The organism is Streptomyces sp. NPDC005955 (genome assembly GCF_042871255.1).
In the GTDB taxonomy this organism is placed as follows: domain Bacteria; phylum Actinomycetota; class Actinomycetes; order Streptomycetales; family Streptomycetaceae; genus Streptomyces.
This window is the reverse complement of the sequence record NZ_JBIAIF010000003.1, coordinates 706,405-730,200: the sequence shown is the minus strand read 5'-3', so window position 1 is coordinate 730,200 and position 23,796 is coordinate 706,405. Positions and strand designations below refer to the sequence as shown.

The following is a 23,796-nucleotide window of genomic DNA, read 5'->3' as shown; positions in this document are numbered from 1 at the left end:
CGCATGTTTGCAGAACCACGTTCCGGACGGTTGACGTCCTGGGGAAATGCCTTGTTGGCCGGGTTTGTCGCACCGGATGACGCGGTGGAGGCGGTGGTGGGTGAGGACACCGCGCACCGGGTCGAAGGGATTCCCGGGGAGGTCGGACCCGTCGGGCTGACCTTGGCGCTGGGTCGGCTGCGGGTGCTCGGGGTGACCGGGCTCCGGGTGGCGCTCCCGGCGCCCGGTCACCCCTTGGGGCTCAGTGGCCCGCCGGAGTTCAACGAGGCCGCGCTGGACGCCGGGGAGGCGGTGATCTGTCGGGGCGCGGCGCTGGGGTTCGTGCCGGAGGTGTTCGAGGCGGGGCCCGCCGGGGACGTCCGGGTGGACGTGCTCTGGCGGTGCCGGCCGGTCCGGGAGGCACCGCCGGCGGACGTGCCCTCGCTGGGGGAGGCGGAGCGGGAGCTCGCGGAGGCCCTGCGCGAGGCCACCGGGGCGCTGTCGCGGCTCGACGTGGCCGGCGCGGGTCCGGTGGCGGAGGCGGCGGTGGACGCGTACCGGGCGCGGGCCGAGCGGGGGCGCGAGCTGTTGGCGCCGGGGTACCCGCCGCGCGCGGTACGGGTGTTGGAGCTGGCGCAGCGGGTGGGCCTGCTGGTGTCCGTGGCCGAGGAGCACGCCCATGAGCACCGGACGGGGGGCGCGGTCAGCGCGTCCGAACTGGCTGCGCGGGACGCGGTGTTGCGGCCGGTGGAGCGGACGGCCCGGCGGGCGCAGGTGGCGGCGTACAACGCGTACGTGGAGGCTCGGGAGAGCGGCTGAGGCGCGCGCCCCGGCGCCCGGGGTCGGCGCGGGGCCGTACGGGTGACGGCGGCGGCCTCCGAAACCACCACGGGTCTCGGAGGCCGCCGTCAGCCGTGCGTGACCTCAGGTCACTGGTTCACGCCGGTGTTGCCGAACGCCGGGTTCAGCAGGCCGATCACGTTGATGGTGTTGCCGACGACGTTCACGGGAACGTTGACGGGCACCTGGACGACGTTGCCCGAGGCGACGCCCGGGGAGTGGGCGGCGACGGCTCCGGCACCCGCGTCGGCGACGGCTGCGCCGGCCGAGGCGCCGGCGGCCATGCCGGCGGCGGCGACGGCCAGGACGGCCTTCTTCGCAATCTTCATGGATGTTCCTCCTGGGTGAGCGTGGCGACCCGGCCGCGGGTCGCACGCTGAGAACGTGCGCCCCCCGACGACGACACGGGGTGCCACGGCGTTCGGCCCGATCGGAGTAATAGGCACATGTACGGACCGTCGGACTGCGGGTCGGCGGGGGCGGATCCGGTCACCGGGGTTCCGCGGACCGGCGTGCGATCGGCCCCGGCATGACGGGGCCGATCACACGGGGGGCGGGCCGGCTCAGTGGTTGATGCCGGTGTTGCCGAAGGCGGGGTTCAGCAGGCCGACGACGTTCACGGTGTTGCCGACGACGTTCACCGGAACGTGGATCGGGGCCTGCACGACGTTGCCGGAGCCGACGCCCGGGGAGTGCACGGCCTGGCCGCCGGCGTGCGCGCCACCGGTGGCGGAGGCGATGCCCGTACCGGCGGCGACCAGTCCACCGGCCACCATCGTCACGGCCGCGACACGCTTCAGGTTCTTCACTTCTCGTTCCTCCTTGGTCCGCCGCGACCGATCGTCGCGACACACCCGGATGAACGGGGCGCACGGCATGAGGGATACGCCGTTCGAGTGACATCCACCCGACAGTATGAATCTCATTCCGGAGGGGAACCGGGCCTGGGCGCGCCCCGTGGCGAGCGCCGGGGTGCGCCCCCTGGTCGGGTGAAGCAGGGCATCGCTGGTCAGCAGGGGGTGGGGAGCGGGCCGCCCCTCAGGCCACCTCGTGCCGCACGGCCCAGAGGGCGGCCTGGGTGCGGTCGGCGAGGTCGAGCTTCATGAGGATGTTCGACACATGGGTCTTCACCGTCTTCTCGGAGAGGACGAGGGCCCGGGCGATCTCGCGGTTGGAACGGCCGTCGGCGATCAGGGAGAGCACCTCCCGCTCCCGTTCGGTCAGGGAACCCGCACGGCCCTGGCCGCCGCCGGTGCCCTCCTGGGTGAGCAGGGCGTCGGCGACCTCCGGTTGGAGGAGGACGTGGCCGGCGTGGACCGAGCGGATGGCGCCGGCGAGGGCGTCCGGGTCGACGTCCTTGTAGACGTACCCCGCGGCACCGGCCCTCAGGGCGGGCACGACCGTGCGCTGCTCGGTGAAGCTCGTGACCACGAGCACCCGCGCGGGGTTGGCCAGCTCGCGCAGCCGGCGCAGGGCCTCCACCCCGTCCATGCCGGGCATCTTGACGTCCATCAGGATGACGTCGGGCCCCAGCTCCTCGGCCCGGGCGACGCCCTCGGCACCGTCGGCGGCCTCGCCGACCACCTCGATGTCCCCCTGGACCTCCAGGAAGGTGCGCAGGCCCCGGCGGACGACCTGGTGGTCGTCCACGAGGAGCACGCGGATGCTCTTGTCAGCCACCGGGGACCTCCATCTTGATCGTCGTGCCCTTGCCGGGCTCCGATGCCACGGTCAGCGTTCCACCGACGCCGTCGGTGCGGTCCCGCATGGAGACCAGCCCGAGGTGGCGCCCGGCCCGGCGGACGGCCCGCGGGTCGAAGCCCGCGCCGTCGTCGACGACGAGGAGGACGGCGCCCCGCTCGTGCGGGTCGAGCCGGACGTCCACCTGCTGCGCGCCGGAGTGGCGCAGGGCGTTGTGCAGGGCCTCCTGCGCGACCCGCAGCACCGCTTCCTCCTGGGAGGCGGGCAGGGCCCGCGGGAGGTGGCCGTGATAGGTGACGCGTGCGGAGTGGGCACGGTCGAGCACCTGGGTGTGGGTGCGCAGGGTGGCCACCAGGCCGTCCTCGTCCAGCGCGGCGGGGCGCAGCTCGACCACGGCGGCCCGCAGTTCGTCGGCGGCCTCGGCGGCGAGGGCCGCGACCTGCGTCAGCTCGTCCTTGGCCCGCACGGGGTCGCGGTCGACGAGGGCGGTGGCGGCCTGGGCGGTCAGCCGCAGCGAGAACAGCTTCTGGCTGACGGCGTCGTGCAGCTCGTGCGCGAGGCGGGAGCGCTCCTCGGCGATGGTCAGTTCCCGGCTGCGCTCGTAGAGGCGGGCGTTGGTGAGGGCGATCGCGGCGTGCTGGGCGAGCATGGTGAGGAGGTCCTCGTCGTCCTGGGTGAAGCCGCAGCTGCCCTCGGGCGCGGGATGGTTCTTGTTGGCGAGGAACAGCGCGCCCATGATCTCGTCGCCGTCCCGGATCGGCATGCCCAGGAAGTCGGACATGTCGGGGTGGGTGACGGGCCAGCCCTCGAAGCGGGGGTCCTTGCGGACGTCGGCGAGGCGCTCGGTGCCGGCGTCCCTGAGCATGGCCGCGAGGATGCCGTGCTGGCGGGGCAGCGGGCCGATGGCGCGCCACTGCTCGTCGCTGACGCCGTCGACCACGAACTGGGCGAAGCCGCCGTGGTCGTCGGGCACGCCCAGGGCGGCGTACTGGGCGTCCAGCAGTTCGCGGGCGGAGGCCACGATGGTCTTGAGGACGTCGCGCACCTCAAGATGCCTGCTCATGGCCAGCAACGCGGAGCTGACCGCGTAGAGGCCGGATCGTGGGCCGTGACTCATGTGTTCACCGTACCGGCGGGGGGCGGGGGCGGTATCCGACGGCCGGTGGCGGCGGGGTAGGGCGGGGGGCCTAGGCCCAAGGGACCCGGGGTCTGCGCCCGACGTCCGAGGCGGACCGGGCGGTGGGGTTCCTACGGTGGACCGCGCGGGTGCGGGCAGTGGGGCGCACCGGCGGACGACAGCGGACCAGAGCGGGGAGCCGACCGGCATGGCAGTGGCGATCATCACGGGGGCGTCGAAGGGCCTGGGGCGGGCCTTGGCGTTGGCGCTGGCCCGGCGGGGCTGGGACCTGGTGCTGAACGCCCGGACGCCACAGGTGCTGGAGCGGACCGCTCAGGACGTGCGCACGCACGGCACGCGGGTGACGGCGCTGCCCGGTGACGTGACGGACGCCGCCCACCGCAGGGACCTGGTGGCTGCGGCCGGGGCGCTGGGGGGACTGGACCTGCTGGTGAACAACGCGAGCGTGCTGGGGGCCGAGCCGCTGGTGCGGCTGGACGCCCACCCGCTGGCGGGGCTGCGGCAGGCGCTGGAGGTGAACGTGGTGGCCGCGCTGGGGCTGGTGCAGGAGGCGCTGCCGCTGTTGCGCCGGGCGCCGGCGGGCACGGTGATCGCCCTGAGTTCCGAGGCGGCGGCCGAGCCGTTCGAGACGTGGGGCGGGTACGGGGCGTCCAAGGCGGCGCTGGACCAGTTGGCGGCGGTGCTGGCGGTGGAGGAGCCGGGGCTGCGGGTGTGGGCCGTGGATCCGGGGGACATGCGGACCGACCTGTACCGCTCGGCGGCACCCGAGGAGGACGAGGAGGGGCGGCCGCTGCCGGAGCAGGTGGTGCCGGCCTTCCTGCGTCTGCTGGACGGCCGGGCGCCCAGTGGGCGGTACGGCGCCCCGGCGCTGCTGGAGCAGCGGTGACGCCCCGCGGAGGGTGACGGCCCCGGGTTGCGGGATCGGCGGGACCGGGGCATCGCGCGTGCGCGAGGTGTAAGAGGAGCGAGCGGGCGTGGAGGGGCGGGGGTAACAGGGACGGGCGAGGGGCGCACGGAGCAGGGGACGGGGGCGGGGGCGGCCGGCTTCTCCGGGGGGGGCGAGATGCCTCACGATGAGGATTGCTCTCGCAACAGTGGGTGAGATGGCGGGGGGCGGGGTGTGAGCCCCGGCATAGGACGCACATCACGTACGAAGGCCCCTAGTGGTTCACCTTCAGGCTCTTGAACGGGGATGACTCCCGATTCGGGCGACTCGTCCACCCCCCTGATCCACTATCCGGCTTCGTACGTCACATGATTGCCAGCGAATTTTGCGGGAGCTAAGAATGGCTGCCGTCGCTCGGCGCCGCGGGAGTTTGCCCGCGGCGTTTGTGTCGGAAACACCTGTCCCCTGCCGGACCACGAGCGACCTCCGCTACTCGAAGAGGTCCCACCATGCCGAAGAACAGCTCTGCCTCCGGTGAACGGCGTACGACGCTGACCCGGATCCACAAGTTCTCCATCGCCGGTGTCGCGACCCTCGGTGCTGCGGCCCTCGCTCTCACCCTGGTCCCGGCCGACGCCTCCGAGGCCCCCGTGACCGAGGCCGCCCCCGCGGCCTTCCAGAACAAGCAGAAGATCGAGGACGTCCGGGCCGACGTCACCGACCAGCGGGCCGCGGCCGACCAGAAGGTCAAGGCCGCCGCCGACCGTCTGAAGGCCCAGCGCGACGCCGAGGCCAAGAAGGCCGCCGACGCCCAGCGCGACGCCGAGGCGAAGAAGGCCGTCGACGCGGCGAAGGCCGACCGGGCCGCCGGGTCCAAGGCCGCGGCCGAGCAGTCGCGCGAGCAGTCGACGGCGGCGAGCCGCACCTCCGCCCGGACCGTGCTCTACGCGAACAACCTCGACGGGTGGATCCGCGAGTCGCTCGACGTCATGAAGAAGAACAGCATCCCGGGCACGTACAACGGCCTGTACCGCAACATCATCCGGGAGTCGAGCGGCAACCCGCGCGCCATCAACCTGTGGGACATCAACGCCCGCAACGGCATCCCGTCGAAGGGCCTGCTCCAGGTCATCCCGCCGACCTTCAACGCGTACCACGTGTCGGGCACGCCGTACGACATCTACCACCCGGTCTCGAACATCACCGCCGCCGCCAACTACGCGGCCGACCGGTACGGCTCGATCGACAACGTCTTCGGCGCCTACTGATCCCCCGGGGACCCCACGGCCCCCGGCCGTGACCACGCCGAGGGCGGCACCCGCACTGGTGCCGCCCTCGGCGTCGTCGTGTCCGGTGCCCGTCGGGGCACCGGGTCACTTGCGCATGACCTCCGGCTCGTGGCGCCGCAGGAAGCGGGCCACGAGGACGCCGCAGAGGGCGCCGAGGGCGAGCAGGGCGCCCATGTCGAGCAGCCAGGTGCCCCCGTCGTGGTCCCACAGCGGGTCGGTGCTGCCGGGGTCGTCGGTGTTCGGGTTGACCCGGTTGAAGTCGAGGCTGGCCCCGGCCGCGGCGACCGCCCAGCGCGAGGGCATCAGGTAGGAGAGTTCGTTGACGCCCACGGTGCCGTGCAGGGTGAACAGACAGCCCGTGAAGACGATCTGGATGATCGCGAACATCACGAGCAGCGGCATGGTCTTCTCGGCGGTCTTGACGAGCGCGGAGATGATCAGGCCGAACATCATCGAGGCGAAGCCGAGCGCCATGATCGGCAGCGACAGTTCGAGCAGGACGAGTCCGCCCAGGACGACGCCCTCCTCGGGGACGTCGCGCAGGGTGAAGCCGATGCCACCGACGATCGCGCCCTGGAGCACGGTGATCAGGCCGAGCACGATGACCTTGGACATCAGGTACGCGGAGCGTGACAGGCCGGTCGCGCGCTCCCGTTCGTAGATGACCCGTTCCTTGATCAGCTCGCGGACCGAGTTCGCGGCGCCCGCCAGGCAGGCGCCGACGGCGAGGATCAGCAGGACGGTCGCCGCGGTGCCGTTGGGCACCGGCCGGCCGTCCGCCGCGGGCGGGTTCGGCAGCAGGTCCTGGTCGGCGTTGATGAGCAGGCTCACCGCGCCGAGGACGGCCGGGAGGACCAGCATCAGGGCCATGAAGCCCTTGTCGGAGGCGATCACCGACAGGTACCTGCGGACCAGGGTGAGCAGCTGTGAGCCCCAGCTCTGCGGCTTCGGCGGGCGCACCACCTGGCGGGACGGCGGCTGCGCCGACTGGGGTGCGACGGCGTCGATGTCCGCCGCGTACATCTGGTAGTGCTGGGAGCCCTTCCAGCGGCCCGCCCAGTCGTAGTCGCGGTAGTTCTCGAAGGCGGAGAACACATCGGCCCAGGTGTCGTAGCCGAAGAAGTTCAGGGCCTCCTCGGGCGGGCCGAAGTAGGCGACGGAACCGCCGGGTGCCATCACGAGCAGCTTGTCGCAGAGGGCGAGCTCCGCCACCGAGTGGGTGACCACGAGCACGGTCCGGCCGTCGTCGGCGAGCCCGCGCAGCAACTGCATGACGTCGCGGTCCATGCCGGGGTCGAGCCCGGAGGTCGGCTCGTCCAGGAAGATCAGCGAGGGCTTGGTCAACAGTTCCAGGGCCACCGAGACCCGCTTGCGCTGACCGCCGGAGAGGGAGGTGATCTTCTTGTTCTTGTGGAGGTCGAGCTTCAGCTCGCGCAGCACCTCGCCGATGCGCTGTTCGCGTTCCTGTTCGCTGGTGTCGGCGGGGAACCGCAGCTTCGCCGCGTAGCGGAGCGCCTTCCGGACGGTCAGTTCCTTGTGCAGGATGTCGTCCTGCGGGACCAGACCGATGCGCTGGCGCAGCTCGGCGAACTGCTTGTAGAGGTTCCGGTTGTCGTAGAGGACGTCGCCCCGGTCGGCGGGCCGGTAGCCGGTGAGCGCCTTGAGCAGGGTCGACTTGCCGGAACCGGACGGTCCGATGACGGCGATCAGCGACTTCTCCGGGACCCCGAAGGACACGTCCTTGAGGATCTGCTTGCCGCCGTCGACGGTGACCGTCAGATGGCGGGCCGAGAAGGACACCTCGCCGGTGTCGACGAACTCCTCCAGCCGGTCCCCGACCAGCCGGAACGTGGAGTGGCCGACGCCGATGATGTCGGTGGGGCCGAGCAGGGCGCGTCCGCCCTTGGCTATCGGCATGCCGTTGAGGTAGGTGCCGTTGTGCGAGCCGAGGTCACGGATCTCGAACCGGCCGTCGGGCGTGGCGTGGAACTCCGCGTGGTTCCGGGAGACCTGGAGGTCGGAGACGACCAGCTCGTTCTCCAGTGCACGGCCGATGCGCATGACCCGGCCGAGGGCGAACTGGTGGAACGAGGTGGGGCTGCGGTCGCCGTGGGCCGGTGGGGCTCCCGCGGCCCCGCCCGCGCCCGGTCCCTGCTGCTGCGGCACCTCGTGCACGGGCGGCTGCTGGGCCGGCTGTTGGTGGGCCGGCTGCTGCTGGGGCGGCTGTTGCTGCCAACCGTGCTCGGGTCCGCCCTGGGGCTGGTGGGCGGGCGGTTGCTGCGGGTCGGCCCACCCCTGGTGCGCGGGCGCGGCGCCCTGGGCCTGCCGCGGCACGGCGGCGGCGTCCCTCAGGTCGACCCGGGGACCGTCGGTCCCGTTGCCGAGGTGCACGGCCGAGCCGGGGCCGATCTCCATCTGGTGGACGCGGTGTCCCTGCACGAAGGTGCCGTTGGTGCTGCCGTGGTCCTCGACGACCCAGGTCCGACCGTTCCAGCTGATCGTGGCGTGCCGCCAGGAGACCCTGGCGTCATCGAGCACGATGTCCCCCTGCGGATCACGTCCGAGGGTCCACGGTCTGGACGGGTCGAGCGTCCAGGTCCGTCCGTTCACTTCCAGTACGAGTTCCGGCACTCCATGCCCCACTGATGTGTCCCCCGATGTTCCCCCGTCGTGGGGAGTCCTAGGGATGTCGAACAATGTGGGGAACTATTCCAGGCCGGGCCCCGGAATCGAAAGTCGGGCGGTGCGAAGTGCGCGGACGGGCCGTGCTGCCAGGCCCGTTGGCGGACGCGGGCCGGGGCGTACGGCGGTGGTCCCGCGGTGCCCGCGGATCGGTCCGGTCGGGTGCGGGGCGGTGCGGCGGCGGAGGGTCCAGCTGCTGGTGGGGAGGGGCGCGGGGCTCGTGGGCCGGGCGCGGACGCGGGAACTGTCCGCTCCCCGGACCACCCGCGCGCCCGGCGTGCCGGCCGGCTACCGTGGAAGGACCATGAGCGACTCGCACACCTCAGACGATCCCACCCTCCTGGTCAAGATCTTCGGCAAGGACCGGCCCGGTCTCACTGCCGGACTGTTCGACACCCTCGCCGCCTACTCCGTCGACGTGGTCGACATCGAGCAGGTCGTCACCCGTGGCCGCATCACGTTGTGCGCGCTCGTCACCGAGCCCTCGCACGGCCGCGCCGGCGATCTGCGGGCCACCGTCCACGGCTGGGCCGAGTCCATGAAGATGCAGGCCGAGATCATCTCCGGCCGCGGGGACAACCGGCCGCGCGGGCTCGGACGTTCGCACGTGACCGTCCTCGGGCACCCGCTGACCGCCCGGTCGACCGCGGGCATAGCGGCCCGGATCACCGCCACCGGCGGCAACATCGACCGCATCTTCCGACTGGCCAAGTACCCGGTGACCGCGGTGGAGTTCGCGGTGTCGGGGGTGGCGACCGAGGCGCTGCGGACCGAGTTGGCGACGGCGTCCGCGGCGCTGGACGTCGATGTCGCCGTGGTGGCCGCGGGGCTGCACCGACGGGCGCAGCGACTGGTCGTGATGGACGTGGACTCCACGTTGATCCAGGACGAGGTCATCGAGCTGTTCGCCGCGCACGCCGGCTGCGAGGCGGAGGTCGCCGGGGTCACGGCCGCCGCGATGCGCGGGGAGCTCGACTTCGAACAGTCGTTGCACGCCCGGGTCGCCCTGCTGGCCGGGCTCGACGCCTCGGTGGTGGAGAAGGTCCGGGCCGAGGTGCGGCTGACGCCCGGCGCGCGGACCCTGATCCGGACGCTGAAGCGGCTGGGGTACCAGGTGGGCGTGGTGTCGGGCGGGTTCACGCAGGTCACCGATGACCTGAAGGAGCGGCTCGGGCTGGACTTCGCGCAGGCCAACACCCTGGAGATAGTCGACGGCAAGCTGACCGGACGGGTCACGGGCGAGATCGTGGACCGGGCGGGCAAGGCGCGGCTGCTGCGGCGGTTCGCCGCGGAGGCCGGGGTGCCGCTGGCGCAGACCGTGGCGATCGGCGACGGTGCGAACGACCTGGACATGCTGAACGCGGCGGGACTCGGGGTCGCGTTCAATGCGAAGCCCGTGGTCCGGGAGGCCGCGCACACGGCGGTCAACGTGCCGTTCCTCGACACCGTGCTCTACCTCCTCGGAGTGTCCCGCGAAGAGGTCGAGTCGGCGGACTCCGCGGCCGCGGGCTGAGGTTCGCCGACCGAGGTCCCCGGCCGGTCCGCAGTGCAGCACGGCCGGGGTGGAGCACGGCCGGGGTGGAGCACGGCCGGGGTGGAGCACGGCCGGGGAGCAGCGATCGGCTCACTTCGCCCGGCGGTCCAGGAAGTCGCGCACCAGGGCCGCGATCTCCGGTCCGTGCGTCTCCAGCGCGAAGTGGCCGGCGTCCAGGAGGTGGATCTCGGCGTCCGGGAGGTCCCGTGCGAACGCCTCGGCGCCGGCGGGTCCGAAGATCTCGTCGCCGCGTCCCCACACGGCGAGCAGCGGGGGCCGGTGGGTGCGGAAGTACTCCTGGAAGTCCGGGTACCGGTCCAGGTTGAACTGGTAGTCCCAGAAGAGTTGCAGTTGGACCTCCTTGTTGCCCGGCCGGTCCAGGCCGGCCTGGTCCAGGGTCCAGGTCTCCGGGCCCACCCGGTCGAGGCGGTCGGCGGGGACGCCGTGGGTGTACTGCCAGCGGGTGGCCCCGGCGGTCAGCAGTTCGCGCACCGCCCCCTCGTGGGCCGCGCGGTCCCGGGCGTGCGCGAAGAGCACGTCCCAGAAGGGCGTGAAGCCCTCCAGGTAGGCGTTCCCGCTCTGGGTGACGAGCGCGGTGACCCGCTCGGGGTGGCGGGAGGCGATCCGCAGTCCGATGGGCGCGCCGTAGTCCTGGAGGTAGAGGGCGAAGCGGTCGATCCCGAGCCGGTCGAGCAGTGCGAGCGTGATCTCGGTGAGCTTGTCGAAGCCGTACGGGAAGGCGTCGACGTCGGGCGCGGCGGAGGCGCCGAAGCCGATGTGGTCGGGGGCGATCAGATGGAAGGAGTCGGCCAGTTCGGCCATCAGCTGGCGGTACATGTGCGAGCTGGACGGGAAGCCGTGCAGCAGGACGAGCGTGGGGCGGGCGGGATCGCCGGCCTCCCGGTAGAAGACCTCCAGGCCGTCCACGGTCTCGGTGCGGGCGCGCAGGGCGAAGCTGGGCATGGGACCTCCCCGTCAGGATGGAGAACGATCGTTCTCCCTCTGCCTCGTAGAGTAGGAGAACGATGGTTTTCCAGCAAGGGGTGAGCGAACGATGGATGCGGACACCGCTGAGCTGAGGCTCCTGGAGGCGGCCGAGGGACTCTTCGACGAGCGCGGGGTGCAGGCCGTCGGCATGGACGCCATCCGCACCGCGTCGGGCGTCTCCCTCAAACGGCTCTACCAGCTGTTCCCCTCCAAGGACCATCTGGTCTGGGCCGTCCTGAACCGTCGCGACGCGGCCGTGCGGGAGGCCATCGCCGCCCACGGGGCCGCCCGCGCAGACACCCCGTACGAACGGGCGCTCGCGGTCTTCGACTACCTGGGCGACTGGTTCGCCGACCCGGGCTTCCGCGGCTGCGCCTTCATCAACACCTTCGGCGAGATGGGCGGCATCTCGCCGGACGTCGCCGAGATCGCGCGCGGTCACAAACAGGCGCTGCGGCAGTACTTCGCCGAGCAGACCGACGCCCTCGGCGCTCCCCCGGAGCTCGCCGACCAGTTGGCCCTGCTCGCCAACGGCGCCATGGTCGTCGCGGGCATCAACGGCTCCCCGGAGCCGGCGGCGCAGGCCAAGAGCGCGGCGCGGGTCCTCCTCGACACGGCCCGCTGACCGCGGAGGGGGCGTGCCCGGACAGCCCGCACGCCCCGGCGACAGAGGTCGGCGGGGTCGGCGGGGTCGTACCGGTGGACGGCGGCCCGGAGCGTCGGGCTAGCGGGGCTCGCCGGGGGCCCAGTAGTCGGCGAGCGTGGCCGTTCCGGGTTCGAGGGCCTTCCAGGCGCCCTCGAAGGTGAGGACGGCGAACGCGGCGGTCGGGAAGCCGCGGCGGCCCAGCCGTTCGGCGGCGTCGCCCTCGGCCGATCCGGCGAGGACCTCGGTCACTCCCTGGGCCCCCGGGTTGTGCCCGATCACGATGACGTTGCGCGCGTCGTCCGGAAGCTCGTTGAACAGGGCGATCAGCTCGCCGGGGGACGCCTCGTAGATCCGCTCCTCGTACACCGTCCGGGGTCGGTGCCCGAGCTCGTGGACGGCCAGCTTCCACGTCTCGCGGGTCCGGGCCGCGGTGGAACAGAGGGCCAGGTCCAGCGGAATGCCCGAGTCCGCGAGCTTGCGCCCGGCGACGGGGGCGTCCTTCCGGCCGCGCTCGGCGAGCGGACGCTCGTGGTCGGCGAGGTCGGGCCAGTCGGCCTTGGCATGCCGGAAAACGACGATCCTGCGGGGTTCTGCGACGCTCATGCGGTCAAGCTTCGCACGAAACCCGCCACGTGGCGCAGGGAGTTGACGGGCCGCTTTTCGAGGCTGCCGGGCACACCCCGGGGACACCGTTCAGAACGCCAGGACCTGGCGGGCACGCTCCACGAACAGGCCGATCTCCGGGTAGGCGGGCGCGGCGTGGGCCTCGGCCGGATTGAGGAGCAGCAGGAACAGCACGCCGAAGGCGACGGCCGGCAGGAGCACGGCCCACCAGGGCAGCCGGACCTCGACGCCGCCGGTGGACGCCGGGCTGGACGGCCGGGTGTGCGTACGGGCCGGCATGACGCCTCCACGGGTCTTCGCCACTCGTGCGCCGCGGGTGCGGGGCACGGTTCGAAGTTACGCCGGCGGGCCTCGTCAACCCATCGGGAAGGCCACCTACTTGACCCTGACCCTGACCCCCTAGGGGACGGTGGGGGTAACCCCACCCCCCGGGGTCGGTTGCCCGCCCCGGGTGGCGGCGCCCCCTTCACGGGGGCGTGCGGGTCGACGCGGTGTACGGGTCAGGGCGAGGCGATGGTGGCGATCACACCGATGATGACGGTGATGCCGATCATCGCGCCGAAGACGATGAGGAGCTTCTTCTGGCCGTTCTGGGGATTCGGATCGAGCACAGGCATGGCGCCAGTCTCGCACCGCCCGGGCCCGGGCGGTCGGGCGGGGTCAGCGGCGCGCCGCCCACTCGGCCTCGACGGTGCGGTTGCGTCCGGCGAGCACGCCGGCCGCCATCTGCGGGACGAGCAGCGCGGCCATGAGGGCGATCGGGAGTCCCCAGCCGCCGCTGTGCTGGTAGAGCACGCCGACCAGGATCGGTCCCGGTATCGACAGCAGGTATCCGGTGCTCTGCGCGAAGGCGGACAGCTTGACGACGCCGGCGGCGGAGCCCGCGCGCATGCCGACCATGGTGAGGGCCAGGGGGAACGCGCAGTTCGCGACGCCGAGCAGCAGTGCCCACGCCCAGGCGCCCGCGGCGGGCGCGAAGTAGAGGCCGGCGTAGCCCGCGAGCCCGCACAGGCCCAGGACGACGACCATCGGACCCTGGTGGGGCAGTCGGGTGGCGACCCGGGGAATGACGAACGCGAGCGGCACGCCCATGACCATGGTGACGGCGAGCAGCAGTCCGGCGGTGTCGGCGGAGACGCCGGCGTCCCGGAAGATCTGCGGCATCCAGCCCATGGTGATGTAGGCGGCGGTGGACTGGAGGCCGAAGAACGCCGCCAGCGCCCAGGCGGTGCGACTACGGGTGATCCGCAGCCCGTCGGCGGTCGGCACCGTCGCGGTCGGGGCGGCGGGCGCACCGGGAGCGCGTCCGCGGTCGCGGACGAGGAACAGCCACGGCACCACGGCGACGGCGGCGAGGGCCGCCCAGACGGCGAGGCCGCCGCGCCAGCTCCCGCCGAGCGCGTCGGCGAGGGGAACGGTGAAGGCGGCGGCGCTGGCGGTGCCGAGCGCGAGGGCCATGGAGTACAAACCGGTCATGGTGCCGACCCGGTCGGGGAACCAGCGCTTGACGATCACCGGCATGAGGACGTTGCTGACGGCGATGCCCATCAGGGCGAGGGCGCTGCCCGCGAGGAGTCCGGCGGTGCCGCCGGCGAAGGGGCGGAGCGCCAGTCCGGTGGCGACGGCGGCCATGCCCGCGCAGACCACCGCACCGGGGCCGAAGCGCTGCGCGAGGCGCGGTGCGGTGATCCCGAAGACGGCGAAGCAGAGCGTGGGGACCGAGGTGAGGAGCCCGGCGAGGGTGCCGCTCATGCCGAGGCCGGTGCGCACCTCTTCGAGGAGGGCGCCGAGGCTGGTGATCGCGGGGCGCAGGTTGACCGCGGCGAGGACGATCGCGAGGACGACGAGCGCCGGGCCGACCGGTCGGCGGCGCGGGCCGGCGGCGGTGGTGGCGGGGCGGTCGCCGGACCCGTCGCCGAGCCGGTTGCCGGGCCGGTCGTCGGGCTGGTCCGCGGGCCGGTCGTCGGGCCGGGGGTCCCGGTTGATCGGGGTGATCGTGGAGGTGTCCTCGCTGCGCATGCCCCCCATCATAGAATCATGGGATGATTGACTGACCACCGTCGGAGCGGGAAGGGTGGCAGGGGGCGGCTCCCCGTAGCCTGTCCCGGCCGGTGGCCCGCACCGGTTCCGCCGCCGTGCGCCCGCGCACGCCGGAACATCCGCCCGTCCGCCTCCGCGAAGGACCGACGCCCATGCCGCTGAACCACCCCACACGATCGGCGTTGTCCGAGCAGGTGATCGCGGCGCTCCGGGCACAGATCACCTCCGGTGAGTGGCCGGTGGGCTCCCGCATCCCCACCGAGCCCGAACTCGTCGAGCAGCTGGGCGTGGCCAGGAACACGGTCCGGGAGGCGGTGCGCGCGCTCGCGCACAACGGCCTGTTGGACATCCGACAGGGCTCCGGAACGTACGTCGCGGCCACCAGTGAGCTGGCCGGGGTGATGCAGCGCAGGTTCGCGGGCGCGGAGCCCCGGCACGTGGCCGAGCTGCGCTCCGCGCTGGAGTCCAGTGCGGCGCGGCTGGCCGCGCAGCGGCGCACCGAACGGGACCTCGCCCAGTTGGACGCGTTGCTGCTGCGGCGTGAGCGGGCCTGGGAGTCGGGGGACGCGGAGGCGTTCGTGACCGCGGACGCGAGCTTTCACCTGGCGGTGGTGTCGGCCTCGCACAACGACGTGCTGTCCGCGGTGTACGCGGACCTCGGCGAGGTGTTGCGGGACTGGTTGCGCTCGGACGTGGGCGCGACGTTGACGCCCGAGCATCACATGGATCATGCGCGGTTGGTGGATGCGATTCGCGTCGGGGACGCGGAGGTGGCGGCGGTGGAGGCTGCGGCGTATGCGTCCATGTGTCGGCGGGGGCGGGTGCGGGACGGGGCTGCCCCGTCGGCGGGGGTGTCGTCCGGCTCCCCTTGAGGTGGGGCGTCCCTGTCGGGGGCGAGTCCCTGCGGGTGCGGTGTTCCGTGCGGGTGCGCTGTTGATTTTGCGCAGTTCCCCGCGCCCCTCATCCGGGGCGATTGGCTGCGGGTGCACTGTTCCGTGCGGGTGCGCTGGGGGATTTGCGCAGTTCCCCGCGCCCCTGTCGGGGGCATTTTCTGCGGGTGCGGCGTTCCCCGCGGGCCTATCGGGGGTGTTGGGTGATCCAGGTGGTGGTGACGTTCTTCCAGCAGCGGGCGGAGAGGCGGACCGTTCGTGCGGGGTCGGCGTCGACGGGAGCGCCGTCGGTGTCGATGTCCCACCACTCGGCGCACTCGACGTGCAGGGTGACCCGGTAGACCGTCGGGTACGGGTTGTGGCAGTGCGCGATCACTTCCGAGCCCTCGACCGCGGTACGGCACTCGGCGCCGCTGCGACCGAAGTCGCCCTCCGCCCGGGTGGGCCGGTCGGGCTCCGTGTCGGTTTCACCGCCGTGCGGGTCGGCACCGACGGGCAGGGCGGTCAGGAAGACGAGCAGGGCGAGCAACGGGACGAATCCGGATGACCACCGCACCAGGGAACCTCCTCGGCCGTACCGCGGCGGTCATCGGGGGCCGTCGCGGCTGCACCACAAGGGGGAAACTCGTTGTCCAGCGTGACCCGTTCGGCCCCCGGTCCGCTCGATCTGGTGGCCCGAACGGGCGACGCCCCGCCTCCCGCACGGGGCGGGGACGGGGCGTCGTACGGCAGGGCGGGCCGCGGTGGGCGCGCCGGGCGGGAGCTCAGGCGCCGATGGCGTGCAGTCCGCCGTCGACGTGGATGATCTCGCCGGTCGTCTTCGGGAACCAGTCCGACAGCAGGGCGACGACGCCCTTGCCCGCCGGCTCCGGGTCCTTGAGGTCCCACTCCAGCGGGGCGCGGTCGTCCCACACCGAGGCCAGCTCCTCGAAGCCGGGGATGGACTTGGCGGCCATGGAGCCGATCGGTCCCGCGGAGATGAGGTTGCAGCGGACGTTCTGCTTGCCCAGGTCACGGGCCATGTAGCGGCTGGTGGCCTCCAGGGCGGCCTTGGCGGGGCCCATCCAGTCGTACTGCGGCCAGGCGTACTGGGCGTCGAAGGTGAGGCCGACGACCGAGCCGCCGTTCTGCATCAGCGGCAGGCACGCCATGGTCAGCGACTTCAGCGAGAACGCCGACACGTGCATGGCGGTGGCGACGGACTCGAAGGGGGTGTTCAGGAAGTTGCCGCCGAGGGCGTCCTGCGGGGCGAAGCCGATGGAGTGCACCACTCCGTCGAGGCCGCCCAGCTCCTCGCCGACCACGTCGGCCAGTCGGCCCAGGTGGTCGTCGTTGGTGACGTCCAGTTCGACGACCTTGGTCGGCTTGGGCAGCCGGCGGGCGATGCGCTCGGTGAGCGTGGGGCGCGGGAAGGCGGTGAGGATGACCTCGGCGCCCTGCTCCTGGGCGATCCGCGCGGTGTGGAACGCGATGGACGACTCCATCAGCACACCGGTGATCAGGACGCGCTTGCCTTCGAGGATTCCGCTCATGGTGATCAGTGACCCATTCCCAGTCCGCCGTCAACCGGGATGACGGCTCCAGTGATGTACGAGGCGTCGTCCGAGGCGAGGAAGCGCACGGCGGCGGCCACCTCGTCGGCTTCCGCGTAGCGGCCCAGCGGCACCTGTCGGACGATGTTCGCGCGCTGCTCCTCGGTGAGGACCTGCGTCATGTCCGTGTTGACGAAGCCGGGCGCGACGACGTTGAAGGTGATGTTGCGGGAGCCGAGTTCCCGGGCGAGGGAGCGGGCGAAGCCCACGAGGCCGGCCTTGGAGGCGGCGTAGTTGGCCTGGCCGGCGGAGCCGAGGAGACCGACGACGGAGGAGATGAGGACGACGCGGCCCTTCTTGGCACGCAGCATGCCCCGGTTGGCCCGCTTGACGACCCGGAAGGTGCCGGTGAGGTTGGTGTCGACGACCGAGGTGAAGTCCTCTTCGGACATCCGCAGCAGGAGCTGGTCCTTGGTGATCCCCGCGTTGGCGACGAGGACCTCGACCGGGCCGTGCGCGGCCTCGATCTCCTTGTACGCCTGCTCCACCTGCTCGCCGTCGTTGATGTCGCACCGGACGGCGAGGAGCCCCTGCGCCTTCAGTGCCTCGGGGTCGCCCGAGCGGTACGTGATCGCGACCTTGTCGCCCGCCTCGACGAACGCGCGGGCGATGGCGAGGCCGATGCCCCGGTTACCTCCGGTGACGAGAACCGAGCGGCTCAACGGATCACCCTTTCGTTAGCGGTCTGCTGTCGCGGCGGCGACCACCGCACACGGCGGCAGGCGTCTGCGCCGCCCCTCCCGGAAACCTATCGGTACCGTCCGGTGCGAAGAGAATCGGCCACCGACAGTGACGGACGGGGCTCGCTGTTGGATCCCTACAGAACCGCGGAGGCCGTGGGGCCCGTCAGGATGTGGCCATCGCGGCGCGCGTCGGACATGATCGGTGCGGGCCGGGCGGCGCGGCGGCGTCCGGCTCCCGAGTCGGTCCCGGACGCCCCGGCGCCCCGGTCGGCCGATGCCCCCCGCGTCGTACCCGAACCATGCCCGTCACGCCCGCAGGGAGACCCCCCGTGCCACATTCGATCGACGAAGCCTTCACGGCGCTGCCCCTGCGGGCACTCGCCGACGCGGCGCTCGCGCGGGCCCGCGCACTGGGCGCTGAGCACGCGGACTTCCGGCTGGAACGGGTCCGCAGCGCGTCCTGGCGGCTGCGCGACGCCAAGCCGTCGGGTTCGTCGGACACCACGGACCTGGGTTACGCGGTGCGGGTCGTGCACGGCGGCACCTGGGGCTTCGCCTCGGGCGTCGACCTGACGATGGACGCGGCGGCCCGGGTGGCGTCCCAGGCGGTGGCGATGGCGAAGCTGTCGGCGCAGGTCATCCGGGCGGCCGGGGCCGACGAACGGGTGGAGCTGGCCGACGAGCCGGTGCACGCCGACCGGACGTGGGTGTCCAGCTACGAGGTGGACCCGTTCACCGTCGCGGACGAGGAGAAGGCCGCGCTGCTGGCCGAGTGGAGCGCGGGGCTGCTGGCGGCCAAGGGCGTCACCCATGTGGACGCGGCGCTGACCACCGTCCACGAGAACAAGTTCTACGCGGACACCGCGGGCACCGTCACCACCCAGCAGCGGGTCCGGCTGCATCCGGAGTTCACGGCCGTCGCGGTGGACGAGTCGACCGGCGAGTTCGATTCGATGCGCACCCTCGCACCGCCGGTCGGTCGGGGCTGGGAGTACCTGACCGGAGCGCACTGGGACTGGGCCGGCGAGCTGGAGTCCATCCCCGAACTGCTCGCCGAGAAGATGCTCGCGCCGAGCGTGGAGGCCGGACTGTACGACCTGGTGGTCGACCCGTCGAACCTGTGGCTGACCATCCACGAGTCGATCGGTCACGCCACCGAGCTCGACCGGGCGCTCGGCTACGAGGCGGCGTACGCGGGCACGTCCTTCGCGACCTTCGACCGGCTGGGCAAGCTGCGGTACGGCTCGGAGATCATGAACGTGACGGGTGACCGCACCGCCGAGCACGGGCTGGCGACCATCGGGTACGACGACGAGGGCGTGGCCGCGCAGTCCTGGGACCTGGTGAAGAAGGGCACCCTGGTGGGGTACCAGCTGGACCGGCGGATCGCCAGGCTGAGCGGCTTCGACCGGTCCAACGGCTGCGCGTACGCCGACTCCCCCGGGCACGTCCCGGTGCAGCGGATGGCGAACGTGTCGCTGCGGCCGGACCCGGCGGGGATGTCGACCGAGGACCTGATCGGCGGGGTCGAGCGGGGGATCTACGTGGTCGGTGACCGGTCCTGGTCGATCGACATGCAGCGGTACAACTTCCAGTTCACCGGGCAACGCTTCTTCCGCATCGAGAACGGCCGGATCGTCGGGCAGCTGCGCGACGTGGCCTACCAGGCGACGACCACCGACTTCTGGGGCTCGATGACGGCGGTGGGCGGCCCGCAGACGTACGTGCTCGGTGGTGCCTTCAACTGCGGCAAGGCCCAACCGGGCCAGGTCGCGGCGGTCTCCCACGGCTGCCCCAGTGCCCTGTTCCGGGGCGTCAACATCCTCAACACCACGCAGGAGGCCGGGCGATGAGCCCACGGGTGAGCAAGCCGCACGAGCTGGTCGAGCGCGCGCTGGAACTGTCGCGGGCGGACGGCTGCGTGGTCATCGCGGACGAGGAGTCGACGGCGAACCTGCGTTGGGCGGGCAACGCGCTGACCACCAACGGGGTCACCCGGGGCCGTACCCTCACCGTCGTCGCGACGGTGGACGGCGCCCGCGGGACGGCGTCCGGCGTGGTCTCGCGGTCGGCGGTCACCGCCGACGACCTGGAGCCGCTGGTGCGGGCCGCCGAGGAGGCCGCGCGGGCGGCGGGTCCGGCGGAGGACGCCCAGCCGCTGGTGTCCGGGGTGCCGCACTCCGCCGACTTCACGGGCGCCCCGGCCGAGACCTCGTCGGCGGTGTTCGCGGACTTCGCCCCGGCGCTCGGCGAGGCGTTCGCACGGGCCCGGGCGGGTGGGCGGGAGCTGTACGGTTTCGCCAATCACGAGCTGGTGTCGAGCTATCTCGGCACCTCGACCGGGGTACGGCTGCGGCACGACCAGCCCAAGGGCACGCTGGAGCTGAACGCCAAGTCCCCGGACCGCACCCGGTCGGCGTGGGCGGGCCGGGCCACCAGGGACTTCAGCGATGTGGACCCCGGTGAGCTGGACGCCGAGCTGGCCCGGCGGCTGGCCTGGGCGCGGCGCCGGATCGCGCTGCCCGCCGGACGGTACGAGACGCTGCTGCCGCCGACCGCCGTGGCCGATCTGCTGATCTACCAGTACTGGTCGGCGGCCGGCCGGGACGCGGCCGAGGGACGCACGGTGTTCTCGACGCCGGGCGGGGGCACCCGGGTCGGCGAGAAGCTGGCCGGACTGCCGCTGACGCTGCGCAGCGACCCCCGGGAGCCCGGGGTGGAGACCGCGCCGTTCGTGCTGGCGCACTCCTCCGGCGGGGACTCCTCGGTGTTCGACAACGGGCTGCCGCTGACCGCGACCGAGTGGATCAGCGAGGGCGCGCTGTCCCGGCTGGTGACCACCCGGCACAGTGCCGGGCTGACCGGGCTGCCGGTGTCCCCGGCGATCGGGAACCTGATCCTGGACGGCGGTGACGACCGGTCCCTGGACGAGATGGTCGCGTCGACCGAACGCGGGCTGCTGCTGACCTGCCTCTGGTACATCCGGGAGGTGGATCCGGCGACCCTGCTGCTGACCGGGCTGACCCGGGACGGCGTGTACCTGGTCGAGGGGGGCGAGGTGGTCGGGGAGGTCAACAACTTCCGGTTCAACGAATCGCCGGTGGACCTGCTGGGCCGGGCGGTGGAGGCCGGACGGACCGAAAAGACCTTGCCGCGCGAATGGAGCGATTGGTTCACTCGAGCTGCCATGCCGCCGCTGCGGGTGCCGGACTTCAACATGAGTTCGGTGAGCCAGGGGGTCTGACGCCCCTAGACTGGCCGGTACCGGCACGTCGTGGCCGGCGCCGGCCGCGGGCCGCGCGGGACCGCCGGTACGGCCGGCCCCCGTGGTGACGGGCACGGCCCGCACGACGAGCATGACGCGTACGACCCCGTACGAACCCGTACGACAAGGAGACACGAGACCGTGACGGACATCGTCGACGAACTGAAGTGGCGCGGGCTGCTGGCCCTGTCCACTGACGAGGACGCCTTGCGCAAAGCGTTCGCGGACGGTCCCGTCACGTTCTATTGCGGCTTCGACCCGACCGCGCCCAGCCTGCACCTCGGCAACCTCGTGCAGATCCTGACCATGCGGCGCATCCAGCAGGCGGGCAACCGGCCGCTGGGCCTGGTCGGCGGGGCCACCGGCCTGATCGGTGACCCCAAGCCGAACTCGGAGCGCACCCTGAACGCGCCCGAGGTCGTGGCGTCCTGGGTGGAGCGGCTGCGCGGGCAGATCCAGCCGTTGTTGGACTTCGAGGGTCCGAACGCGGCGGTCATGGTCAACAACCTGGACTGGACCCAGGGCATGTCGGCCATCGAGTTCCTGCGGGACGTGGGCAAGCACTTCCGGGTCAACAAGATGATCGCCAAGGAGGCCGTCTCCCGACGGCTCAACTCCGATGCGGGCATCAGCTACACGGAGTTCAGCTACCAGCTCCTCCAGGGCATGGACTACCTGGAGCTGTACCGGCGCTACGGCTGCACGCTCCAGACCGGCGGCAGTGACCAGTGGGGCAACCTCACCTCCGGCACCGACCTGATCCACCGGGTCGAGCCGGGTGCCGAGGTGCACGCGTTGGGCACTCCGCTGATCACCAAAGCGGACGGCACCAAGTTCGGCAAGACCGAGTCCGGCACGGTGTGGCTGGACCCGGAGATGACCACGCCGTACGCCTTCTACCAGTTCTGGCTGAACGCGGACGACCGGGACGCCTCCAAGTTCCTGCGGATCTTCAGCTTCCGGTCCCGCGAGGAGATCGAGGAGCTGGAGCGCGCCACCGAGGAGCGCCCGCAGGCCCGGGCCGCCCAGCGCGCCCTCGCCGAGGAGCTGACCACCCTGGTGCACGGCGCCGACCAGTGCGCCGCGGTCACCGCGGCGTCCCGGGCGCTGTTCGGTCAGGGCGAGCTGGCGGACCTCGACGCGGCGACACTGACGGCGGCCCTGTCGGAGGTGCCGCACGCCCGGGTCGCCGAGCTGGGTCCCGTGGTCGACCTGTTCGCGCAGGTCGGGCTGGTGGCCAGCAAGTCCGCGGCCCGGCGCACGGTGAAGGAGGGCGGTGCCTACGTGAACAACGTCAAGGTCACCGCCGAGGACGCGGTGCCCGCGGCGGCGGAGCTGTTGCACGGTCGCTGGCTGGTGCTGCGGCGCGGCAAGCGCAACCTGGCCGCGATCGAGGTCACGGGCGAGGAGCCCGGGGGGACCACCGGCTGAGCGCCCCCGCGTTCGAGGCGTACGACGCGTTCGAGGGGACGGTTCCGCGGTAGCGACTACCGCGGAACCGTCCCCTCGGTGCTGGCGGTGGGGGCGTTTCCCCGCCGGTGGTGCGCGGGCTCAGGCGCGCTGTTTCTTCTTGTTGCCCCACAGCGCCACGTACGCCATGTCGCCGAGTCCGACGACGATGACGGCCGCGACGATCTGGAGGGCGTGCCTGCCCCAGTCGATGCCGCTGGTCTCCGCGATGCCGAAGGCCGCCGCCAGGGAGTTGCCGATGACGGCGCCGATGATGCCGAAGATCGTCGTCAGCCACAGCGGGCTGTGCTGCTTGCCCGGCAGGATCGCCTTGGCGATGAGCCCCAGCACGAATCCGACGATGATCGCCCACAACCAGCCCATGGGTGCCTCCTGGTTCTGCTCGACGTGTGGTTCGTCGTGCGTGCACCCAGTGTCCGGCCGACGACGGTGCGCCGCACGTCGGCCGCGTCCGGACGCGGCCGACGCCTGGGGGAGACGTCGTTCCGGGCGGCTCGTTCCGGCCACTGTCCGGCCTCCCCCGGTCTCGTGGGCCGTCCGGCCGGGGCGTACCGTGAGAGCGGTTCGGACCGGTGTGGGTCCTCAGGAGCGGGCGGTGGTGGAACGTGATGCGGAAGCAGGACGACGCCGGGGTCTTCCGGATCACCGGGGCACGGCAAGGGCTCTCCGAGGACGTGCGGCGCCGACAGCTCCGGTACATGATCTCGATGTCCGTCCGGACGCTCTCGTTCGTGGCCGCCGTGGCGCTGTGGAACGTGGAACGCCATGTGGCCGTGGTGGCGCTCGTGCTCGGCATGGTGCTGCCGTACATCGCCGTGGTGATCGCCAACGCGGGGCGGGAGAACGCGCCTTCGCTGCCCTCGACGTTCATCAGGACGCCCCTGCCGTCCGCACTGTCGGGACCTGCACCGGAATCCGGTGCGGAATCCGCTGGGGGGCCTTCGGCGAGGGGCGGGGCCGGTGCTGCGGGCTCCACGGGAGGCGCCTCCGGCTGAGCGGAGCCATTGCGCCAAGCTCAAGAACTGCTCAGATCAATCATGCGGATCCAGTGCCGGGCGGCGGGTGACGCGTGACATACTGCGTACGCGCTCCGCATCCCCCGTCGGAGCGACTGACCGACGCCGGGCAGCTCCCCCCGTGGCTGCCCGGCGTCGTTGTTTTCGGACGGGGTGCGCGGAGCCCGCGATCGGGACGCGCTTACTGTGGTGACGTGAACTCGCTCCCCCCGCGCCCCGACCCGTCCGCGTTCTCGGGGTCATCGCCTTTCCCGGGCTTCCCGGGCTTCCCCGGGTCCCTTCCCGAGCCCGTGCCGGGTCCGCCCGTGTGCTCCGCCAAGGGGTGCCGGGCCGACGCCGTGTGGGTGCTCGCCTGGAACAACCCGAAGGTCCACACGCCCGAGCGGCGCAAGACCTGGCTGGCCTGCGAGGAGCACCGCGAGCACCTCTCCCAGTTCCTGGGGGTGCGCGGGTTCCTCAAGGACGTCGTCGCCCTCGCGGACTGGCGGGAGCCCGCCGACGAGGAAGGGCCCGCGCAGGGTTGACCCCGGGGGG

At 72.3% G+C, this 23,796-nt stretch carries 25 protein-coding genes; 11 read left to right on the top strand and 14 right to left on the bottom strand.

What is annotated here, in order from left to right; genetic code table 11:
* Positions 1-3: 3 nt before the first annotated feature.
* Positions 4-798, top strand: coding sequence for a hypothetical protein (locus ACFYOU_RS11720; protein WP_385496246.1), 795 nt, complete (start codon positions 4-6; stop codon positions 796-798).
* 110 nt (positions 799-908) lie between these two features.
* Here the strand turns inward: ACFYOU_RS11720 and ACFYOU_RS11715 are convergent, their stop codons facing one another.
* From ACFYOU_RS11715 to ACFYOU_RS11700, 4 genes are all read right to left on the bottom strand, one after another.
* The gene (locus tag ACFYOU_RS11715) at positions 909-1,148 is read right to left on the bottom strand and encodes a chaplin family protein (protein WP_389761093.1); all 240 of its coding nucleotides are present in this window, start codon (positions 1,146-1,148) and stop codon (positions 909-911) included.
* 234 nt (positions 1,149-1,382) lie between these two features.
* The gene (locus tag ACFYOU_RS11710) at positions 1,383-1,628 is read right to left on the bottom strand and encodes a chaplin (RefSeq protein WP_389761095.1); all 246 of its coding nucleotides are present in this window, start codon (positions 1,626-1,628) and stop codon (positions 1,383-1,385) included.
* Positions 1,629-1,857: 229 nt separating this feature from the next.
* Positions 1,858-2,499, bottom strand: coding sequence for a response regulator (locus ACFYOU_RS11705; protein WP_389761097.1), 642 nt, complete (start codon positions 2,497-2,499; stop codon positions 1,858-1,860).
* Positions 2,492-3,637, bottom strand: coding sequence for a GAF domain-containing protein (locus ACFYOU_RS11700; RefSeq protein WP_391304941.1), 1,146 nt, complete (start codon positions 3,635-3,637; stop codon positions 2,492-2,494). Before ACFYOU_RS11700 ends, ACFYOU_RS11705 begins: the two co-directional genes overlap by 8 nt.
* Before the next feature lie 208 nt (positions 3,638-3,845).
* Here ACFYOU_RS11700 and ACFYOU_RS11695 point away from each other — a divergent pair, with 208 nt between their 5' ends.
* Positions 3,846-4,544, top strand: coding sequence for an SDR family NAD(P)-dependent oxidoreductase (locus ACFYOU_RS11695; protein ID WP_391304940.1), 699 nt, complete (start codon positions 3,846-3,848; stop codon positions 4,542-4,544).
* A gap of 509 nt (positions 4,545-5,053) precedes the next feature.
* A complete protein-coding gene (locus ACFYOU_RS11690) occupies positions 5,054-5,812 on the top strand; it encodes a transglycosylase SLT domain-containing protein (protein ID WP_389761103.1) in 759 nt (252 codons plus the stop codon).
* A gap of 105 nt (positions 5,813-5,917) precedes the next feature.
* On the opposite strand, the gene ACFYOU_RS11685 is transcribed toward ACFYOU_RS11690, so the two are convergent.
* Positions 5,918-8,464 carry an FHA domain-containing protein gene (locus tag ACFYOU_RS11685; protein ID WP_391304939.1) on the bottom strand — a complete coding sequence of 849 codons (2,547 nt, stop codon included), beginning with the start codon at positions 8,462-8,464 and terminating at the stop codon, positions 5,918-5,920.
* A gap of 355 nt (positions 8,465-8,819) precedes the next feature.
* Here ACFYOU_RS11685 and serB point away from each other — a divergent pair, with 355 nt between their 5' ends.
* Positions 8,820-10,028: a phosphoserine phosphatase SerB gene (gene serB, locus ACFYOU_RS11680; RefSeq protein ID WP_391304937.1), complete on the top strand. Its 1,209-nt coding sequence runs from the start codon at positions 8,820-8,822 to the stop codon at positions 10,026-10,028.
* Between the two features lie 111 nt (positions 10,029-10,139).
* On the opposite strand, the gene ACFYOU_RS11675 is transcribed toward serB, so the two are convergent.
* Positions 10,140-11,012, bottom strand: coding sequence for an alpha/beta fold hydrolase (locus ACFYOU_RS11675; RefSeq protein WP_391304935.1), 873 nt, complete (start codon positions 11,010-11,012; stop codon positions 10,140-10,142).
* A 91-nt stretch (positions 11,013-11,103) separates the two neighbouring features.
* Between ACFYOU_RS11675 and ACFYOU_RS11670 the strand changes: the two genes are divergently transcribed.
* Entirely contained in the window at positions 11,104-11,661 is a 558-nt protein-coding gene (locus ACFYOU_RS11670; protein ID WP_391304934.1) for a TetR family transcriptional regulator, read from the top strand.
* Positions 11,662-11,760: 99 nt separating this feature from the next.
* On the opposite strand, the gene ACFYOU_RS11665 is transcribed toward ACFYOU_RS11670, so the two are convergent.
* The 4 genes from ACFYOU_RS11665 to ACFYOU_RS11650 form a co-directional block, all read right to left on the bottom strand.
* Complete coding sequence (locus ACFYOU_RS11665) at positions 11,761-12,285, bottom strand: SixA phosphatase family protein (RefSeq protein ID WP_387002837.1); 525 nt, start codon at positions 12,283-12,285, stop codon at positions 11,761-11,763.
* Between the two features lie 90 nt (positions 12,286-12,375).
* On the bottom strand, positions 12,376-12,585 hold the full coding sequence (locus ACFYOU_RS11660) for a hypothetical protein (RefSeq protein WP_391304932.1): 210 nt from the start codon (positions 12,583-12,585) through the stop codon (positions 12,376-12,378).
* A gap of 221 nt (positions 12,586-12,806) precedes the next feature.
* Positions 12,807-12,923, bottom strand: coding sequence for an SGM_5486 family transporter-associated protein (locus ACFYOU_RS11655; protein ID WP_385496261.1), 117 nt, complete (start codon positions 12,921-12,923; stop codon positions 12,807-12,809).
* Positions 12,924-12,966: 43 nt separating this feature from the next.
* Positions 12,967-14,325, bottom strand: coding sequence for a CynX/NimT family MFS transporter (locus ACFYOU_RS11650; RefSeq protein ID WP_391304931.1), 1,359 nt, complete (start codon positions 14,323-14,325; stop codon positions 12,967-12,969).
* A gap of 173 nt (positions 14,326-14,498) precedes the next feature.
* Here ACFYOU_RS11650 and ACFYOU_RS11645 point away from each other — a divergent pair, with 173 nt between their 5' ends.
* Positions 14,499-15,218, top strand: coding sequence for a FadR/GntR family transcriptional regulator (locus ACFYOU_RS11645; protein ID WP_389761117.1), 720 nt, complete (start codon positions 14,499-14,501; stop codon positions 15,216-15,218).
* A gap of 205 nt (positions 15,219-15,423) precedes the next feature.
* Here ACFYOU_RS11645 and ACFYOU_RS11640 read toward each other — a convergent pair whose 3' ends face one another.
* From ACFYOU_RS11640 to fabG, 3 genes are all read right to left on the bottom strand, one after another.
* Positions 15,424-15,792 carry a hypothetical protein gene (locus ACFYOU_RS11640; RefSeq protein WP_391304929.1) on the bottom strand — a complete coding sequence of 123 codons (369 nt, stop codon included), beginning with the start codon at positions 15,790-15,792 and terminating at the stop codon, positions 15,424-15,426.
* Between the two features lie 208 nt (positions 15,793-16,000).
* Positions 16,001-16,768 carry an enoyl-ACP reductase FabI gene (gene fabI / locus ACFYOU_RS11635; protein WP_389761121.1) on the bottom strand — a complete coding sequence of 256 codons (768 nt, stop codon included), beginning with the start codon at positions 16,766-16,768 and terminating at the stop codon, positions 16,001-16,003.
* A gap of 5 nt (positions 16,769-16,773) precedes the next feature.
* Positions 16,774-17,490, bottom strand: a complete 717-nt coding sequence (gene fabG, locus ACFYOU_RS11630) for a 3-oxoacyl-[acyl-carrier-protein] reductase (protein ID WP_385496265.1) — start codon at positions 17,488-17,490, stop codon at positions 16,774-16,776.
* A gap of 320 nt (positions 17,491-17,810) precedes the next feature.
* Here fabG and ACFYOU_RS11625 point away from each other — a divergent pair, with 320 nt between their 5' ends.
* The 3 genes from ACFYOU_RS11625 (at position 17,811) to tyrS (ending at position 22,207) form a co-directional block, all read left to right on the top strand.
* Positions 17,811-19,364: a TldD/PmbA family protein gene (locus ACFYOU_RS11625; RefSeq protein ID WP_389761125.1), complete on the top strand. Its 1,554-nt coding sequence runs from the start codon at positions 17,811-17,813 to the stop codon at positions 19,362-19,364.
* Positions 19,361-20,755, top strand: coding sequence for a metallopeptidase TldD-related protein (locus ACFYOU_RS11620; protein ID WP_389761127.1), 1,395 nt, complete (start codon positions 19,361-19,363; stop codon positions 20,753-20,755). The genes ACFYOU_RS11625 and ACFYOU_RS11620 overlap by 4 nt, the downstream gene beginning before the upstream one ends.
* Positions 20,756-20,917: 162 nt before the next feature.
* Entirely contained in the window at positions 20,918-22,207 is a 1,290-nt protein-coding gene (tyrS, locus tag ACFYOU_RS11615; RefSeq protein WP_389761129.1) for a tyrosine--tRNA ligase, read from the top strand.
* Positions 22,208-22,327: 120 nt separating this feature from the next.
* Here the strand turns inward: tyrS and ACFYOU_RS11610 are convergent, their stop codons facing one another.
* Positions 22,328-22,609: a GlsB/YeaQ/YmgE family stress response membrane protein gene (locus tag ACFYOU_RS11610; RefSeq protein WP_387002818.1), complete on the bottom strand. Its 282-nt coding sequence runs from the start codon at positions 22,607-22,609 to the stop codon at positions 22,328-22,330.
* Positions 22,610-22,854: 245 nt separating this feature from the next.
* On the opposite strand from ACFYOU_RS11610, the gene ACFYOU_RS11605 reads away from it, so the two are divergent.
* Both ACFYOU_RS11605 and ACFYOU_RS11600 read left to right on the top strand, forming a co-directional pair.
* Positions 22,855-23,241, top strand: coding sequence for a DUF3099 domain-containing protein (locus ACFYOU_RS11605; protein ID WP_391304926.1), 387 nt, complete (start codon positions 22,855-22,857; stop codon positions 23,239-23,241).
* A 326-nt stretch (positions 23,242-23,567) separates the two neighbouring features.
* Positions 23,568-23,786: a hypothetical protein gene (locus tag ACFYOU_RS11600; RefSeq protein WP_391304925.1), complete on the top strand. Its 219-nt coding sequence runs from the start codon at positions 23,568-23,570 to the stop codon at positions 23,784-23,786.
* Positions 23,787-23,796 lie beyond the last annotated feature (10 nt).